The sequence below is a fragment of the Pseudomonas sp. ARP3 genome, from assembly GCF_001029595.1.
Taxonomy (GTDB): Bacteria; Pseudomonadota; Gammaproteobacteria; order Pseudomonadales; family Pseudomonadaceae; genus Aquipseudomonas; species Aquipseudomonas rhodesiae.
In genome coordinates this window covers 203,488-219,171 of record NZ_LEKF01000003.1, presented here as the reverse complement: position 1 = coordinate 219,171, position 15,684 = coordinate 203,488, and the positions used below count along the sequence as shown (strand labels likewise).

Annotated in this window: 15 protein-coding genes; 7 read left to right on the top strand and 8 right to left on the bottom strand. The window is 57.7% G+C overall.

Annotation, left to right across the window (positions count from 1 at the left end; translation table 11 throughout):
* The first annotated feature begins 6 nt into the window (after positions 1-6).
* Together ABX75_RS05365 and grxD are read left to right on the top strand one after the other, a co-directional pair.
* The gene (locus ABX75_RS05365) at positions 7-2,115 is read left to right on the top strand and encodes a molybdopterin oxidoreductase family protein (protein WP_034111960.1); all 2,109 of its coding nucleotides are present in this window, start codon (positions 7-9) and stop codon (positions 2,113-2,115) included.
* Between the two features lie 86 nt (positions 2,116-2,201).
* Positions 2,202-2,540: a Grx4 family monothiol glutaredoxin gene (grxD, locus tag ABX75_RS05360; RefSeq protein ID WP_034096132.1), complete on the top strand. Its 339-nt coding sequence runs from the start codon at positions 2,202-2,204 to the stop codon at positions 2,538-2,540.
* Between the two features lie 69 nt (positions 2,541-2,609).
* On the opposite strand, the gene bfr is transcribed toward grxD, so the two are convergent.
* Positions 2,610-3,080, bottom strand: coding sequence for a bacterioferritin (gene bfr / locus ABX75_RS05355; protein WP_034096133.1), 471 nt, complete (start codon positions 3,078-3,080; stop codon positions 2,610-2,612).
* 201 nt (positions 3,081-3,281) lie between these two features.
* Positions 3,282-3,500, bottom strand: coding sequence for a bacterioferritin-associated ferredoxin (locus ABX75_RS05350; RefSeq protein WP_034096134.1), 219 nt, complete (start codon positions 3,498-3,500; stop codon positions 3,282-3,284).
* A gap of 242 nt (positions 3,501-3,742) precedes the next feature.
* On the opposite strand from ABX75_RS05350, the gene ABX75_RS05345 reads away from it, so the two are divergent.
* Positions 3,743-4,345 (top strand): peroxiredoxin, encoded by a 603-nt coding sequence (locus tag ABX75_RS05345; RefSeq protein WP_034096135.1) that lies wholly within the window; start codon positions 3,743-3,745, stop codon positions 4,343-4,345.
* Positions 4,346-4,409: 64 nt separating this feature from the next.
* Here the strand turns inward: ABX75_RS05345 and rnt are convergent, their stop codons facing one another.
* Positions 4,410-5,081, bottom strand: coding sequence for a ribonuclease T (gene rnt, locus ABX75_RS05340; RefSeq protein ID WP_010564138.1), 672 nt, complete (start codon positions 5,079-5,081; stop codon positions 4,410-4,412).
* Positions 5,078-6,124 (bottom strand): dihydroorotase, encoded by a 1,047-nt coding sequence (gene pyrC, locus ABX75_RS05335; protein WP_034111964.1) that lies wholly within the window; start codon positions 6,122-6,124, stop codon positions 5,078-5,080. The genes rnt and pyrC overlap by 4 nt, the downstream gene beginning before the upstream one ends.
* Positions 6,125-6,280: 156 nt before the next feature.
* Here pyrC and ABX75_RS05330 point away from each other — a divergent pair, with 156 nt between their 5' ends.
* The 3 genes from ABX75_RS05330 to ABX75_RS05320 all read left to right on the top strand — a co-directional run bounded on the left by ABX75_RS05330 (position 6,281) and on the right by ABX75_RS05320 (position 9,786).
* Positions 6,281-7,189, top strand: a complete 909-nt coding sequence (locus tag ABX75_RS05330) for an OmpA family protein (RefSeq protein WP_047881573.1) — start codon at positions 6,281-6,283, stop codon at positions 7,187-7,189.
* A 129-nt stretch (positions 7,190-7,318) separates the two neighbouring features.
* Positions 7,319-8,536: an argininosuccinate synthase gene (locus ABX75_RS05325; protein ID WP_034096138.1), complete on the top strand. Its 1,218-nt coding sequence runs from the start codon at positions 7,319-7,321 to the stop codon at positions 8,534-8,536.
* Between the two features lie 617 nt (positions 8,537-9,153).
* A complete protein-coding gene (locus tag ABX75_RS05320) occupies positions 9,154-9,786 on the top strand; it encodes a response regulator transcription factor (protein ID WP_034096139.1) in 633 nt (210 codons plus the stop codon).
* 84 nt (positions 9,787-9,870) lie between these two features.
* On the opposite strand, the gene ABX75_RS05315 is transcribed toward ABX75_RS05320, so the two are convergent.
* The 4 genes from ABX75_RS05315 to metG all read right to left on the bottom strand — a co-directional run bounded on the left by ABX75_RS05315 (position 9,871) and on the right by metG (position 14,095).
* Entirely contained in the window at positions 9,871-10,053 is a 183-nt protein-coding gene (locus tag ABX75_RS05315; RefSeq protein WP_034096140.1) for a PA3496 family putative envelope integrity protein, read from the bottom strand.
* A 107-nt stretch (positions 10,054-10,160) separates the two neighbouring features.
* The gene (gene nth / locus ABX75_RS05310) at positions 10,161-10,799 is read right to left on the bottom strand and encodes an endonuclease III (RefSeq protein ID WP_034096141.1); all 639 of its coding nucleotides are present in this window, start codon (positions 10,797-10,799) and stop codon (positions 10,161-10,163) included.
* Between the two features lie 164 nt (positions 10,800-10,963).
* Positions 10,964-11,926 (bottom strand): electron transport complex subunit RsxB, encoded by a 963-nt coding sequence (gene rsxB, locus ABX75_RS05305; RefSeq protein ID WP_047881572.1) that lies wholly within the window; start codon positions 11,924-11,926, stop codon positions 10,964-10,966.
* 117 nt (positions 11,927-12,043) lie between these two features.
* On the bottom strand, positions 12,044-14,095 hold the full coding sequence (metG, locus tag ABX75_RS05300) for a methionine--tRNA ligase (RefSeq protein ID WP_034096143.1): 2,052 nt from the start codon (positions 14,093-14,095) through the stop codon (positions 12,044-12,046).
* Between the two features lie 171 nt (positions 14,096-14,266).
* On the opposite strand from metG, the gene apbC reads away from it, so the two are divergent.
* Positions 14,267-15,361 carry an iron-sulfur cluster carrier protein ApbC gene (gene apbC / locus ABX75_RS05295; protein WP_034096144.1) on the top strand — a complete coding sequence of 365 codons (1,095 nt, stop codon included), beginning with the start codon at positions 14,267-14,269 and terminating at the stop codon, positions 15,359-15,361.
* The last annotated feature ends 323 nt before the right edge of the window (positions 15,362-15,684 follow it).

Genomic DNA, 15,684 nt, shown 5'->3' with positions numbered 1-15,684 from the left:
CTGGCCATGACCAAGACTCTCCACCACCGTGCCTGCCATCTATGTGAAGCCATCTGTGGTCTGACCCTGGAAACCACCCGTAACGACGACGGGCGCCTGGCGATCACCTCGATCAAGGGCGACCCGCAGGATACTTTCAGTCGTGGCCATATCTGTCCCAAAGCTGTGGCGCTGCAGGATATTCAAAACGACCCCGACCGCCTGCATCAACCCATGCTGCGGGTGGGCAGCGAATGGCAGCCGATCCCATGGGAGGAAGCATTCGCCCTGGTGGCCGAGCGGCTCGCGGATATTCAGACACGGCACGGGCAGAATGCGGTGGCGGTGTATCAGGGCAATCCCAGCGTGCATAACTATGGGCTGATGACCCATAGCAACTACTTCCTGGGCCAGCTCAAAACGCGCAACCGGTTTTCCGCGACGTCCGTGGACCAATTGCCCCATCACCTCACCAGTCACCTGATGTACGGCCACGGCCTGCTGCTGCCGATTCCGGATATCGATCACACCGACTTCATGCTGATCCTGGGCGGCAATCCACTGGCGTCCAACGGCAGCATCATGACAGTGCCGGATGTGGAAAAGCGCCTCAAGGCGATCCAGGCCCGTGGCGGCAAAGTGGTGGTCGTCGACCCCCGGCGCAGCGAAACCGCAGCAATTGCCGATCAGCACCTGTTCGTACGGCCTGGGGGCGATGCAGCCCTGTTGTTTGGTGTGCTCAACACCTTGTTTACCGAGAACCTGACTCGCGTCAGCCATTTGCCGGTTGAGGGGCTGGACGAGGTTCGCCGTGCGGTCAGCGGCTTCACCGCCGAGGCGATGAGCCGCCAGTGTGCCGTGCCGGTCGCGCAGATTCGCCAGTTGGCACGGGATTTCGCCGCAGCGGACAAGGCTGTCTGTTACGGGCGCATGGGCGTATCGACCCAAGCGTTCGGTACCTTGTGCCATTGGCTGGTGCAGTTGATCAACCTGGTGACGGGCAACCTGGACAGGATGGGCGGCGCCTTGTGCACGTCGCCGGCGGTGGATTTGGTGGCATCGACCGGAGGCGGCCATTTCAACCGCTGGCAGAGCCGGGTGTCCGGGCGCCCGGAATACGGTGGCGAGTTGCCGGTATCGGCGCTGGCCGAGGAGATGCTGACCGAAGGGGATGGCCAGATTCGCGCCCTGGTGACGGTGGCTGGTAACCCGGTGCTGTCTACGCCGAACGGTCGCCAATTGGAGCAGGCGCTGGATGGTCTGGAGTTCATGGTCAGCGTCGATCTGTATATCAACGAGACCACGCGTTACGCCGACCTGATCCTGCCGTCCACATCGGCGCTGGAGAACGATCACTACGACACCACCTTCAATATGTTCGCGGTGCGCAATGTCACTCGGTTCAATCGCGCGATCTTGCCCAAACCCGAAGGTGCGTTGCATGACTGGGAAATCTTCGTGGGCTTGGCTCAGGCATTCGCGGCGAAGACCGGCGCGGCCCTAAAGCCGACCATGCCGCCGGCGCAGATGATCGACTACGGGCTGCGTGCCGGGGCTTATGGCGATGCGTCCAGCTACAAGTTGTCTCTGGCGATGCTGGCCGATCATCCCCATGGCGTGGACCTGGGCCCGCTGCGGCCCAACCTTGCCGAGCGCTTGAAGACCGCGAACGGCAAGGTGCAGGCGGCTCCAGCGGTGATCCTCGCCGACCTGGCGCGCTTCGCGGCTCAGCCAGCACCTATGGCCGATGAGCTGTTGTTGATCGGCCGTCGGCATGTGCGCAGTAATAATTCCTGGATGCACAACTATCACCGCCTGGTGAAAGGCAAGCCGCGCCATCAGTTGCACATGCACCCCGACGATCTGGCTCAGCGCCAGCTAAGCGATGGCCAGCGGGTACGGGTCAGCTCACGTATCGGCATGATCGAGGTGGAGGTGGTCGCCAGTCAGGACATGATGCCCGGCGTGGTCAGCCTGCCCCATGGCTGGGGGCATGGTCGTCCCGGTGTGCGGATGAGCATTGCCAGCGAACAGCCAGGCGCCAGCGCCAATGACCTGACCGACGAGCGGCAGTTGGATGAGTTGTCCGGCAATGCGGCCTTGAATGGCGTGCCCGTGCAAGTCGCCGTGGCGTAAGGAGCCCGAGCATCCTGCGGGAATTTTGCGTTACAATGCGCCACCGTGCCGACCTGTGAGTCGCAAAGTTCCTGCAGAGGTGTTCCATGGATATCATCGAAACGATCAAAGAGCAGATTGCCAACAACACTATTCTGCTTTACATGAAGGGTGCTCCGAACGCTCCTCAATGCGGTTTCTCCGCGAAGGCGTCCCAGGCCGTCATGGCGTGCGGCGAGAAGTTCGCTTACGTCGATATCCTGCAAAACCCAGAAATTCGTGCCAACCTGCCCAAGTACGCCAACTGGCCAACCTTCCCACAACTGTGGGTGGCGGGTGAATTGGTCGGCGGTAGCGACATCATCGTTGAGATGGCGGCTGATGGTTCGTTGCAGGCGCTGATCAAAGACGCAGCGGCAAACGCGGCGGCCAAGACAGACGCTTGATTCGACCGCATTAAAAAGCCCCGCTTCTCGTGAGAGAGCGGGGCTTTTTTGTGCCTGTGTGCGTTGGGTTTATTCGCCCATCTGCGACTGCAGGTAATTCTCAAGGCTGACTTTGTCGATCAGGCCCAGTTGAGTTTCCAGCCAGTCGATATGTTCTTCCTGATCTTCGAGGATATCTTCCAGCAGTTCACGGCTGCCGAAGTCGGCGCTTGTTTCGCAATGAGCGATGGCGGCCTTGAGGTCGCTGTGGCTCTTGCGTTCAAAGCCCAGGTCGCTGCCAAGCATTTCCTGGGTGTGCTCGCCGATGTTCAGCTTGCCCAGGTCCTGCACGTTTGGCAGGCCTTCTAGGAACAGGATGCGTTTGATCAGCGCATCCGCGTCCTTCATGGCCTTGATAGATTCTTTGTATTCACGTTTGCCGAGCTTTTCCAGGCCCCAATCGTCGTACATGCGCGCATGCAGGAAGTACTGATTGATCGCGACCAGTTCATTGGCAAGGATTTTGTTGAGTTGCTGGATGACTGAGATGTCGCCTTTCATGACTGGGGTCCTGCCCTGTAATAGCTGTGTATAGGGCGGAGTTTGAGCGGCGAACTCTGTAGTGTCAAACCTAAGTTATTGAATAATAAATGAAAATTAATCGGAATAAGAATGTTTGTGTTCCGCGTCTTGACGCTAACTAGTTGAATTACGGGCATAAAAAAACCGAACACTAAGTTCGGTTCTTTAAAACATGCCCGATCAGGCGTGAGTAAATTCTGCTGAATAGGGGAGCGAAGCCTGCGCGGTCTGCAGCTGCGTCAGGGTTTCCCGTACCACTTGCTTGGCAAGACAAGCGCATTTACCGCACTGGCTGGCAACGCCGGTGGTTTCACGCACTTCCTTGTAGCTGCAGCAACCTTCGTAGATTGCTTCGCGGATTTGTCCGTCGGTGACGCCAGTACAGAGGCACACATACATAAGGGAGAACCGTCGCGGGTTTAGGGCTTAAGTGCGATGGATCTTAATGTTAACGAGAATGATTGTCAAAGTAGATTCATGGACTTTTCGCGCCGGCGCCCTCGCGCTGACGAACGGTTTTTTCCGTGTATGATGGTCGGTCTTCACGAAGCGTGGCTGCGTCACAGGCTTGTCGCTTGAACACGGCAGACTCTGGATCGGTCCTTTTACTTCAATCTTCATCCCACATCAGGAGATACCCCATGAGCGTACTCGTCGGTAAACAAGCCCCGGATTTCGACGTACCTGCCGTTCTCGGCAATGGCGAAATCGTCGACAGCTTCAAACTGTCTGAAGCCATCAAAGGCAAATACGGCCTGGTGTTCTTCTACCCGCTGGACTTCACCTTCGTCTGCCCTTCGGAGCTGATCGCTCTGGACCACCGCATGGACGATTTCAAGGCGCGTAATGTTGAAGTGGTTGCGGTGTCCATCGACTCCCATTTCACCCACAACGCCTGGCGCAACACCGCCATCAACGATGGTGGCATCGGCAAAGTCAAATACACCATGGCTGCCGACATGAAGCACGAGATCGCCAAGGCTTACGACGTTGAATCCGAAGGCGGCGTGGCTTTCCGTGGCGCTTTCCTGATCGATGACAAGGGCGTTGTTCGCTCGCAAATCATCAACGACCTGCCACTGGGTCGTAACATGGAAGAGCTGATCCGCCTGGTCGACGCGCTGCAATTCCACGAAGAGCACGGCGAAGTGTGCCCTGCCAACTGGAAAAAAGGCGACAAAGGCATGAACGCCTCGCCAGAAGGCGTTGCCGCTTACCTGACCGAGAACGCTGGCAAGCTGTAAGCCACGTTTACGGTAAAAAAAACCGGCCTGAGAAGGCCGGTTTTTTTATGCGTGGGATTCCATCTCAGTCGTTGAAGTCTTCCCAGCCGCCCATCTGCTTCCAACGATTGACGATGCCGCAAAACAGCTCGGCGGTCTTTTCGGTGTCATAACGCGCCGAGTGGGCTTCACGACCGTCAAAGTCGATGCCGGCGGCCTGGCAGGCTTTGGCCAACACCGTCTGGCCGTAGGCCAGGCCGGCGAGGGTGGCGGTGTCGAAGCTGGAGAACGGGTGAAACGGGTTGCGCTTCATGTCCAGACGCGCCACGGCGGCGTTCAGGAAGCCCAGGTCGAAGCTGCTGTTGTGGCCAACCAGGATCGCGCGTTTGCAGCCGTTGGCCTTCAACGCCTTGCGCACGCCACGGAAGATATCGGTCAGCGCCGCTTCTTCGCTCACGGCCATGCGCAGCGGGTGATCAAGCTTGATCCCGGTGAATTCCAATGCGGCGGCTTCGATATTGGCGCCTTCGAACGGTTCGACGCGGAAGAAGTGGGTATGCTCCGGGAACACAAAACCCTGCTCATCCATGCCAATGGTGGTGGCGGCGATTTCCAGCAACGCGTCGGTGGCGCAATTGAACCCACCAGTTTCTACGTCGATGACAACCGGCAGATAGCCGCGAAAACGCTCGGCCATCGGGTGGCGGGAACCGCCACCACTGTGCTCGTGTTCGTCATCGTAATGGTCTTCACTCACTTGCTTTCCTCCAGCAGGCGCCAGCGCAGTGTTTCACCGGCGCGCAGCGGGATGACAGTCAGCTCGCCGAACGGCAGGCTGGCAGGGGCGGTCCAATCGTCGCGAACCAGGGTGATGCGATCGGTGTTGGCCGGCAGGCCGTAGAAGCGCGGGCCATTGAGGCTGGCGAAGCCTTCGAGCTTGTCCAGCGCGTTACGCTGTTCAAATGCTTCGGCATACAACTCGATAGCGGCGTACGCGGTGTAGCAACCGGCACAGCCGCACGCCGCTTCCTTGGCGTGCTGGGCATGGGGGGCCGAGTCAGTGCCGAGGAAAAACTTCGGATTGCCGCTGGTGGCGGCATCCAAAAGCGCCACTTGGTGAGTATTGCGCTTGAGGATCGGCAGGCAATAGAAGTGCGGGCGAATCCCACCCACCAGCATGTGGTTGCGGTTGTACAGCAGATGATGCGCAGTGATGGTCGCGCCGACGTTGGCCGGGGCCTCGGTGACGAACTGCACGGCATCGGCCGTAGTGATGTGTTCGAACACCACCTTGAGCGTCGGAAACAACTCCACCACGCGGCGCATGTGCTCGTCGATGAAGATCTTCTCGCGATCGAACACATCGACGTCGCCACGGGTCACCTCACCGTGGATCAGCAGCGGCATGCCGACTTCCGCCATGGCTTCGATGGCCGGCAGGATCTTGTCGATGCTGGTCACACCGGAGTCGGAGTTGGTGGTGGCGCCGGCGGGGTACAGCTTGGCGGCGTGCACGAAACCGCTGGCCTTGGCCTGGCGAATTTCTTCCGGCTGGGTGCGGTCGGTCAGGTAAAGCACCATCAGCGGTTCGAAGCGGCTGCCGGCCGGCCGTACCGCGAGGATACGCTGGCGATAGGCGTCGGCTTCGGCGGCATTACGCACCGGAGGTACCAGGTTAGGCATGATGATGGCGCGGCCAAACGTGCGCGCAACATCGGCCACGGTGTGGGGCAACGCAGCACCATCGCGAAGATGAATGTGCCAGTCGTCGGGACGCAGCAGGGTCAGGCGGTCGGACATTGGGGATTCCAGGCGGGTCAATCTGGTGGGAATGCTACCGGAAAAGACTCGTGCAGGCACTCGCTATCAAGTTTTGCGGGATACGACCGATAGCACTGGGTATGCCTTAACGATGTATGACGCTTTGAAGTGTTGTAGAAACCAGTGGAGCCTCCCGTGCGCCAGCATTATCTAGCCCTGCTCAGTGTGTTCGCCAGTCTGCCTACAATGGCACTCACGTTCCAGACACGACTGGAAAATATTGAGTGGAAGGTGGAAGGCGACCAGTTCGAGTGCCGTCTGGCCCAGCCGATTACTGATTTCGGCTCAGGTGAGTTCGTGCGTCGAGCCGGCGAGCAGGCGACATTCCGCCTGAAAGCCTACAACGGATCGCTGGGCGCTGGATCGGCCACCTTGTTGGCGGCTGCCGCTCCGTGGCAGCCGGGTCGCGGTGACATAAATCTGGGAGCGGTGCGCGCCGGGAGCGGCGACGTCCTGTTCAATAGTTCACAGGCCCAGGCCGGGCGTCTGTTCATCGGCTTGCTCGAAGGGCGTTCGCCTACTGTGCGGCATTACGGGCGTGAGGGTGGGTATTCGGAGATCCGTTTACTGCCAGTGAAATTCAATAAGGCCTACAGCGACTATCAGTTGTGTACGACTAAATTGCTGCCAATGAACTACGATCAGGTCAAGCAGACCGTGGTGGGCTTCCCCGGCGGCGGTATCGAACTGGATGCAGCGGCTAAGCAAAAGCTGTCGGTGATTCTCGCATTCATGAAGGCCGATCCTACCGTCAACCATATCGAGTTGAACGGCCACTCGGACAACAGCGGCAATCGCCTGAGTAATCGCGATATCTCGCGTCGGCGCGCCTTGGCGGTCATGGATTACTTCAAGGCCAATGGCATCCCGGAATCCCAGATCACCCTGCGGTTCTACGGTGAAAGCTACCCTCTGGCGCCCAACACCAATGCCGCCAATCGCGCCCGTAACCGTCGCGTGAATATCCAGTTGGAAAGAGTGGCGGCCCCCGAGAAACCGGCGCCCCAGGCCGCGACACCCAGCAATCCGGCGCACACCTCCTAAGGTGCGACCATTGGTCGCCCGTTCGACATAATCTGTCGCTTTATCTTCATTTGCTGTCGCGCCCCTGTAATTTCACGGTTTTGATCGGTAGAATCGACGCCTTTCCGTACAACCCCGTGGAGTGATGGCATGGCCGACGTAAACAAGGTCGTTCTCGCGTATTCCGGCGGCCTGGACACTTCGGTGATCCTCAAGTGGCTGCAGGATACTTATAACTGTGAAGTGGTGACCTTCACCGCTGACCTGGGTCAGGGTGAAGAGGTCGAACCTGCACGTGCCAAGGCGCAAGCCATGGGCGTGAAAGAGATCTACATTGACGACCTGCGCGAAGAGTTCGTCCGCGATTTCGTTTTCCCGATGTTTCGCGCCAACACCGTCTATGAAGGCGAGTACCTCCTGGGTACCTCCATCGCACGTCCTCTGATCGCCAAGCGCCTGATCGAAATCGCTAACGAAACCGGCGCCGACGCCATTTCCCATGGCGCGACCGGCAAGGGCAACGACCAGGTCCGTTTCGAGCTGGGTGCCTATGCGCTCAAGCCTGGTGTCAAGGTGATTGCACCTTGGCGCGAATGGGACCTGCTGTCCCGTGAAAAGCTGATGGATTACGCCGAAAAGCACGCAATCCCGATTGAGCGTCACGGCAAGAAGAAATCCCCGTATTCCATGGATGCCAACTTGCTGCACATTTCCTATGAAGGCGGCGTGTTGGAAGACACCTGGACCGAGCACGAGGAAGACATGTGGCGTTGGACCGTCTCCCCTGAAAAGGCGCCGGATACCCCGCAGTATCTGGAACTGACCTACCGTAACGGCGATATCGTGGCGCTGGACGGCGTCGAGATGACCCCGGCCACCGTACTGGCCACCTTGAACCGTATCGGCGGCGAGCACGGTATCGGCCGTCTCGATATCGTCGAGAACCGCTACGTGGGCATGAAGTCCCGCGGCTGCTACGAAACCCCGGGCGGCACCATCATGCTGCGCGCGCACCGCGCTATCGAGTCCATCACCCTGGACCGTGAAGTGGCTCACCTCAAAGACGAGCTGATGCCCAAGTACGCCAGCCTGATCTACACCGGCTACTGGTGGAGCCCGGAGCGTCTGATGCTGCAACAGATGATCGATGCTTCCCAGGCTCACGTGAACGGTGTGGTGCGCTTGAAGCTGTACAAAGGCAACGTGATCGTCACCGGTCGCAAGTCGGATGAGTCGCTGTTCGATGCCAACATCGCCACCTTCGAAGAAGATGGCGGTGCCTACAACCAGGCAGACGCCGCAGGCTTTATCAAGTTGAATGCACTGCGTATGCGCATTGCTGCCAATAAAGGCCGTTCGTTGTTCTGAGTCGCGGATACGCTTGAAAAAAGCCCCTTACTCAAGGGGCTTTTTTTTGCCTGGCTACTTTAGCAACACCACATGTTTATCCGCGTTTAAATCTATGAGCAATTGCGCCAAAAATTGTACTGATCAATTTATTTGCACAGATTGCGGTGGGTAATTTGTAGGAGTACTAAGAATTTTATAATTAAGCGGGAACTGGTCTTACAGAAAAATCACTCATATAAATGCTATGTGAGTGTAATTAAGGAAAGGTCTGTAGGAATTCAGGATGTAAAAAAATATGTTTATTGGAACTGAAGCAAACGATTTTTTTCCCGCTACGTCAGTCTCTACTTCGTCGTGGCAAGGGGTATTTCCTGAAAGTGCTGTGAGGGGGGGTTACCGCCTGTACCTAATTTTCCGGAAATTTCATTCAAACTATGTATGGGCCCGGAAAGGTCTGAAAGGCTGCATAAAACTGGAAACATCCGACTTGGTGTTTTTTTGTAGGGCGATTCCTTTATGGTTGTGGGTTGGGTCTCTGCTTGCTGTTGCTTGGGGGGGAGCGCTATGCCAACTAGGAAACGACTAGGCTATTGTGCTTGCTCTGAATAATTCGAACAGCGAAATTGGACTTTCTTATGAATAAAGTGCTGATCGTGGATGATCATCCTGTCATTCGTCTTGCTGTGCGTATGCTAATGGAGCGTCATGGTTATGAAGTCGTTGCCGAGACTGATAACGGTGTCGATGCGTTGCAACTTGCACGGGAACATATGCCGGATATTGTCATACTGGATATTGGAATTCCCAAACTTGACGGACTGGAAGTTATTTGCAGGCTGTCCTCAACCAAACAACCTGCGCCGTTCAAGGTGTTGGTACTGACGTCTCAAGCTCCCGGGCATTTTTCAATGCGTTGCATGCAAGCCGGAGCTGCTGGCTATGTGTGCAAACAACAGGATCTGACCGAGCTGCTCAGCGCGATCAAAGCCGTTTTGTCGGGCTACAGCTATTTCCCGAACCAGGCTTTGAACTCGGTGCGTTCCACTATGGGTAATGCCAGCGAGGCTGATATGGTCGAGCGTCTGTCGGGGCGTGAGATGATGGTGTTGCAGCAACTGGCCCGTGGTAAGACGAACAAGGAGATCGCTGACGGTATGTTCCTCAGCAACAAGACGGTCAGTACCTACAAGACGCGCTTGCTGCTCAAGCTCAATGCCCGCTCTCTGGTTGACCTGATCGAACTGGCTCAGCGCAACGGCCTAGTGTAGAGGAGGGTATAACACCCTACGTAGCCAGGGTGACCGGCAGAAAAAAGCCTCCGTCAGGGAGGCTTCCGGTGATCGACCGCTTGGTCAGAGGTCGAAATCGTAATCGGCCAATTGCTTTTGCAGGCGTCGCTCTTCCAGAAGATTGTCGATGGTGCGGCGTTTGCTCAGATTGGTCTTGGCCACTTCTGCAACAGGTGCATCAGTTCCATCGTCATCCGACTCCACAAGGTCGTCTTCGATTTCCAATTGTTCTTTGCCAGTGCTCATAAGGTTAACTCCAGGCTAAGACTGCCGTTGGCGCTCCTTATAACGATAATCCGCGGGCGGGTAAAAAAGATTTTTTCAATCGTGAGATGAAGAAAATCAATGATTCCTCAATCGTCGGATGTCTTGTCTTTGTATTCACACAAATCTTCGATCCGACAGCTCCCGCAACGGGGCTTTCGGGCTTGGCAGACGTAGCGTCCGTGCAGGATAAGCCAGTGGTGGGAATCAAGCAGGTAGGGCTTGGGCACGAACTTCATCAGTTGCTTTTCTACCTCCACCACGTTTTTCCCGCGAGCAATTCCGGTGCGGTTGCTGACTCGGAAAATATGCGTATCCACGGCCATGGTGAGTTGTCGAAAGGCGGTGTTGAGCACCACGTTGGCGGTCTTGCGACCCACGCCTGGCAGGGCTTCCAGGGCTTCACGGGTTTGCGGCACTTCGCTGCCGTGTCGCTCGATCAGCAAACGACAGGTCTCGATCACATTCTTGGCCTTGCTGTTGTAAAGGCCGATGGTCTTGATGTACTCCGACAGCCCCTCAACGCCCAGGGCATAGATTGCTTCGGGTGTATTGGCCACGGGAAATAACTTGGCTGTGGCCTTATTGACACCCACGTCCGTGGATTGAGCGGACAGGATCACCGCAATCAGCAGCTCGAACGGTGACGAGTAAGCCAGCTCGGTCTTGGGTTCTGGATTGTCTTCGTGGAGCCTGCGAAAAATTTCCAGGCGTTTTGCAGCATTCATGAGGCGAAATGTTCCTTGCAGACGGTCAGCGGGATGTCGAAGTGGAGAGCCCTGTGTGAGGCCCTGCGAGCGATAATCCAAGCAGAATAAGCCTGACGGGCATCAATATGTGTCATGGCCGCGCCGAAAAGGCCAGCAAGGCCGGGTTCCGTGCCTGTTACAGCTCAGTCACCATGGTTATCCACCTGGCGTTGAGCTTCATCGAGTCTGTGCTGTGCATCCGCCAGTTGCTGCGCGTCGGCCTGTTGGTCCTGGGCCTTCTTCAACTCGGCGCGGCGCATCGCCAGCTGAATCTTCGCGCGTTTAAGGTCAGCAGAATTGCGGTTGGATTGTTTGGCTACCGGAGCGCCACTGAACTCCAGCGCTGCCAGGGCCTGCTCCGCCGCCTCGAACTGCTGCTGGAGGACAATCAGTTGCGATTGTTGCTCAAACGTCGGCGGATGCCCAAAGGCTTTCAAGGATTTGTGCAGTTGGGCACGGCTCATGGTTACATTGACCTTGGCCTTCTTCACTGCCGCATCGCGTGCTGCTTGTGCTGCGTCTATCGTCGTTACTTCTACAGGTGCCGAGCGCTTGGGGCGGGCCAGGCGTTCGGCGAGTTTGTGTGCTTCTTCGCGCTGCAGGCGCGCGTTACGTTGTTCGAAGCGGCGACGGGCGCGACTGCGTTTGACCTCGCGCTCAAGGCGTTCTTTATCATCGCTCGCCAAACCACCCACAAGCGCAACGACGCTGAGCGGCGCACGCATCTCGATGCAATCAACCGGACAGGGCGCCACGCAAAGGTCACAGCCGGTGCACTCGTCGATGATCACCGTGTGCATCAGCTTGGCGGCGCCGACAATGGCATCCACCGGGCAGGCCTGGATACATTTGGTGCAGCCGATGCACTCGGCCTCGCGGATGAAGGCGATTTGGGCTGGCCCGTCTCCTCGGCTGGTGTCCAGTTCCAGCATCGGCACGTTCAGCAATTGCGCGAGTCCAGCAATGGTCTCCTGACCACCGGGCGGGCACTTGTTTATCGCTTCGCCCTGAGCAATTCCTTCGGCGTAAGGTTTGCAGCCTGGGTGCCCGCATTTGCCGCATTGGGTCTGCGGCAGCAGCGCGTCGATACGTTGAATGAGGTTCATGCTGAGATCGTTGTCATGCCGGTTGATTAAACAAACAGAGCCTGATTATCCGGCAGGCAAGAAGGGAGGCTAGCTGCAAAGCCCTGTCGCCGAAACGACAAGGCTTGTTGTGCAGATTTACTTGATGCGCTGACCCGGCTTGGCGCCACTGTCAGGGCTGAGCAGGTAGATTTCTTCACCGCCAGGCCCTGCCGCCATCACCATGCCTTCGGAAATACCGAACTTCATTTTCCGCGGCTTGAGGTTGGCGATCATCATGGTCAGGCGACCATCGAGTTTGGACGGGTCCGGATAGGCGCTCTTGATCCCGGAGAACACATTGCGCCGCTCATCGCCGATATCCAGCGTCAGGCGCAACAGTTTGTCGGCACCTTCCACCGCCTCGGCCTTAACGATGAGGGCAACGCGCAGATCGATGGCGGCGAAGGCGTCGAAATCGATTTCCGGGGACAGCGGATCCTTAGCCAGTTCGCCATTGCCGGCCGGTGCGGCGTCGCCGGTGTCGGTCTGGCTGGCGGCCAGGTCTTCTTTCGAAGCGTCGGTCATGGCTTGTACCTTCACAGGGTCGATGCGCGTCATCAGCGGCTTGAACGCGTTCAACGGGTGGTTGGCGAGCAAGGTGGCGTGGTCGTTCCAGGTCAGGGGGGCGACATTCAAGAACGCCTCGGCATCGGCGGCCAGCAGTGGCAGCACCGGCTTGAGGAAGATCACCAACTGGCGGAACAGGTTGACGCCCGTGGCGCAGATCGCCTGCACCTCAGCTTCTTTGCCTTCCTGTTTGTTCAGCGACCATGGGGCTTTATCTGCGATCCAGGCGTTGGCGCGGTCGGCCAGGCCCATGATCTCACGCATGGCGCGGGCGAAGTCGCGGGCTTCATAAGCATCGGCGATGCTCGGCGCGGCGGCCAGGAAGGCGTCGGTCAGTTCCGGTGCGGCATTCTCGGCCACCATCACGCCGGCATTGCCCTTGTGGATAAAACCGGCGCAACGGCTGGCGATGTTGACGACTTTGCCCACCAGGTCAGAGTTGACCTTCTGTACGAAGTCTTCCAGGTTCAAGTCCAGGTCGTCGACACCACGGCCAAGTTTGGAGGCGTAGTAGTAGCGCAGGTATTCCGGCGACAGGTGGTCCAGGTAGGTGCGCGCCTTGATGAAGGTGCCACGGGACTTGGACATCTTCTGACCATTGACGGTCAGGTAGCCGTGCACATTGATGCCGGTCGGCTTGCGGTAGCCCGAGCCTTCAAGCATTGCTGGCCAGAACAGGGCGTGGAAGTTGACGATGTCCTTGCCGATGAAGTGATACAGCTCGGCCGTGGACTCCTTGCTCCAGAACGCGTCGAAGTCCAGCTCCGGCGTGCGGTCGCAGAGGTTCTTGAAGCTGGCCATGTAGCCGATCGGCGCGTCCAGCCACACATAGAAGTACTTGCCTGGCTCGCCTGGAATCTCGAAGCCGAAGTACGGCGCATCGCGGGAGATGTCCCACTGCTGCAGCCCGGCATCCAGCCATTCGGCGATCTTGTTGGCCACGGCGTCCTGCAAAGTGCCGCTGCGGGTCCAGGTTTGCAGCATCTGCTGGAAATCCGGGAGCTTGAAGAAGAAGTGCTGGGAGTCCTTGAGCACCGGGGTGGCGCCGGAAATCGCCGACTTGGGATCCTTCAGGTCGGTGGGGGCGTAGGTGGCACCGCATTTTTCGCAGTTGTCGCCGTACTGGTCTTCAGTGCCACACTTGGGGCAGGTGCCCTTGATGAAGCGGTCGGCCAGGAACATTTTCTTTTCCGGGTCGAAATACTGGGTGATCGAGCGAGTTGCAATGTGGCCGGCTTCTTTCAATCGCAGGTAGATCTGGCTCGATAGCTCGCGGTTTTCTTCGGCGTGGGTCGAATGGAAGTTGTCGAAGTCCACCAGGAAATCGGCAAAGTCGGCGCTGTGTTCAGCCTGCACATTGGCGATCAGTTGTTCCGGCGTGATGCCTTCCTTTTCGGCGCGCAGCATGATGGCCGAACCGTGGGCGTCGTCCGCGCAGACATAAATGCATTGATTGCCGCGATGCTTCTGGAAGCGCACCCACATATCGGTCTGGATGTACTCAAGCATATGGCCAAGATGGATGGAACCATTGGCATAGGGCAGGGCGCTGGTGACGAGGATCTTGCGTGGCTCGGACATGGGGCTCGGCTACTTGATGAAACGGAGGTCGGCCACTATAAAGCGCCGGCAAATTTATTTCACCCCGTGGCGTTGTTTCAGCATCCTGCAAACTGTCGAAAGCATGCCGTTACGTGGCCGGAACGGTTAGGATAGCCGCCTGTTTCAGTCAGTCTTTTTCGGGAGTAGCCCATGAGCGCCGTGAATCGCGCAGCGGTGGAAGCCGTTCTTCGCCAGTACACCGACCCCTATTTGAACCAGGACCCGGTGAGCGCCGGCTGTGTGCGAGCCATCGAGGTCCAGGGCGATCAAGTCTCGGTCCAGTTGGAGCTGGGCTACGCCGCCGGCCTGTTCAAGAACGGCTGGGCACAGATGCTGCAGATGGCCATAGAAGGTTTGGACGGCGTACGTTCGGCCAAGGTCGATATTCAATGTGTCATCGCCGCGCACAAGGCGCAGGCGCAGATCCCGGGCTTGGCCAACGTCAAGAATGTGGTGGCAGTGGCGTCCGGCAAGGGCGGGGTGGGCAAGTCTACTACGGCGGCCAACCTGGCCCTGGCCCTGGCCCGCGAAGGCGCACGTGTGGGCATTCTCGACGCCGATATCTACGGCCCGAGCCAAGGCGTGATGTTCGGCATCGCCGAAGGCACGCGGCCGAAGGTCAAGGATCAGAAGTGGTTCGTGCCTATCGAGTCCCTGGGCGTGGAAGTAATGTCCATGGCGTTCTTGACCGATGACAACACGCCAATGGTCTGGCGAGGGCCGATGGTTTCCGGCGCGTTGTTGCAACTGGTCACCCAGACAGCCTGGGGCGACCTGGACTACCTAGTCATCGATATGCCGCCCGGCACCGGTGATATCCAGCTGACCCTGGCGCAGAAGGTGCCGGTGGCGGGTTCAGTGATCGTTACCACGCCTCAGGATCTGGCGCTGCTGGACGCGAAAAAAGGCGTGGAGATGTTCCGTAAGGTCAACATTCCGGTGCTGGGCGTCGTGGAAAACATGGCGGTGCATATCTGCTCCAATTGCGGTCATGCCGAGCATTTGTTTGGTGAAGGGGGCGGCGAGAAGCTGGCCACCCAGTATGGCGTCGAGCTATTGGCCTCGCTGCCGTTGTCGATGCTGATCCGCGAACAGGCTGATGGCGGCAAGCCTACGGTAATGGCTGAGCCTGATAGCCAAATCGCCATGATTTATCAGGAACTGGCCCGCCATGTGGGCGCGCGGATCGTGCTGCAGGAAGCGGCCATGCCATCCATGCCGACGATCACTGTCAGCGAGGATTGAGGCGAGGAGGGGGCGATTACGCTTTTGCGCAATGTCTCATGTAAGCATTCGCTTACTTTTTCGTAAGCGAATGGTTTTTTTCCTCGCCCTGGGTGGCTAAAAAATGCGAAAGACTTTTCTATCTTATTGAAACATAACAATTATTTAGGGGTGTTCTGTTACGTCGGCGTGCTGGAGTGGATGTAGCATCCCGTTGAACTTCCCTTGGAACTCTCTAACATCAGCCCTGTGTCCACGGATTGACACGGCCATCAAGGAACGATGGTTAAAGGAATATCGCGGGATGCGATTCATCAGGATGATGAAAAGGAATAAAGGGACTA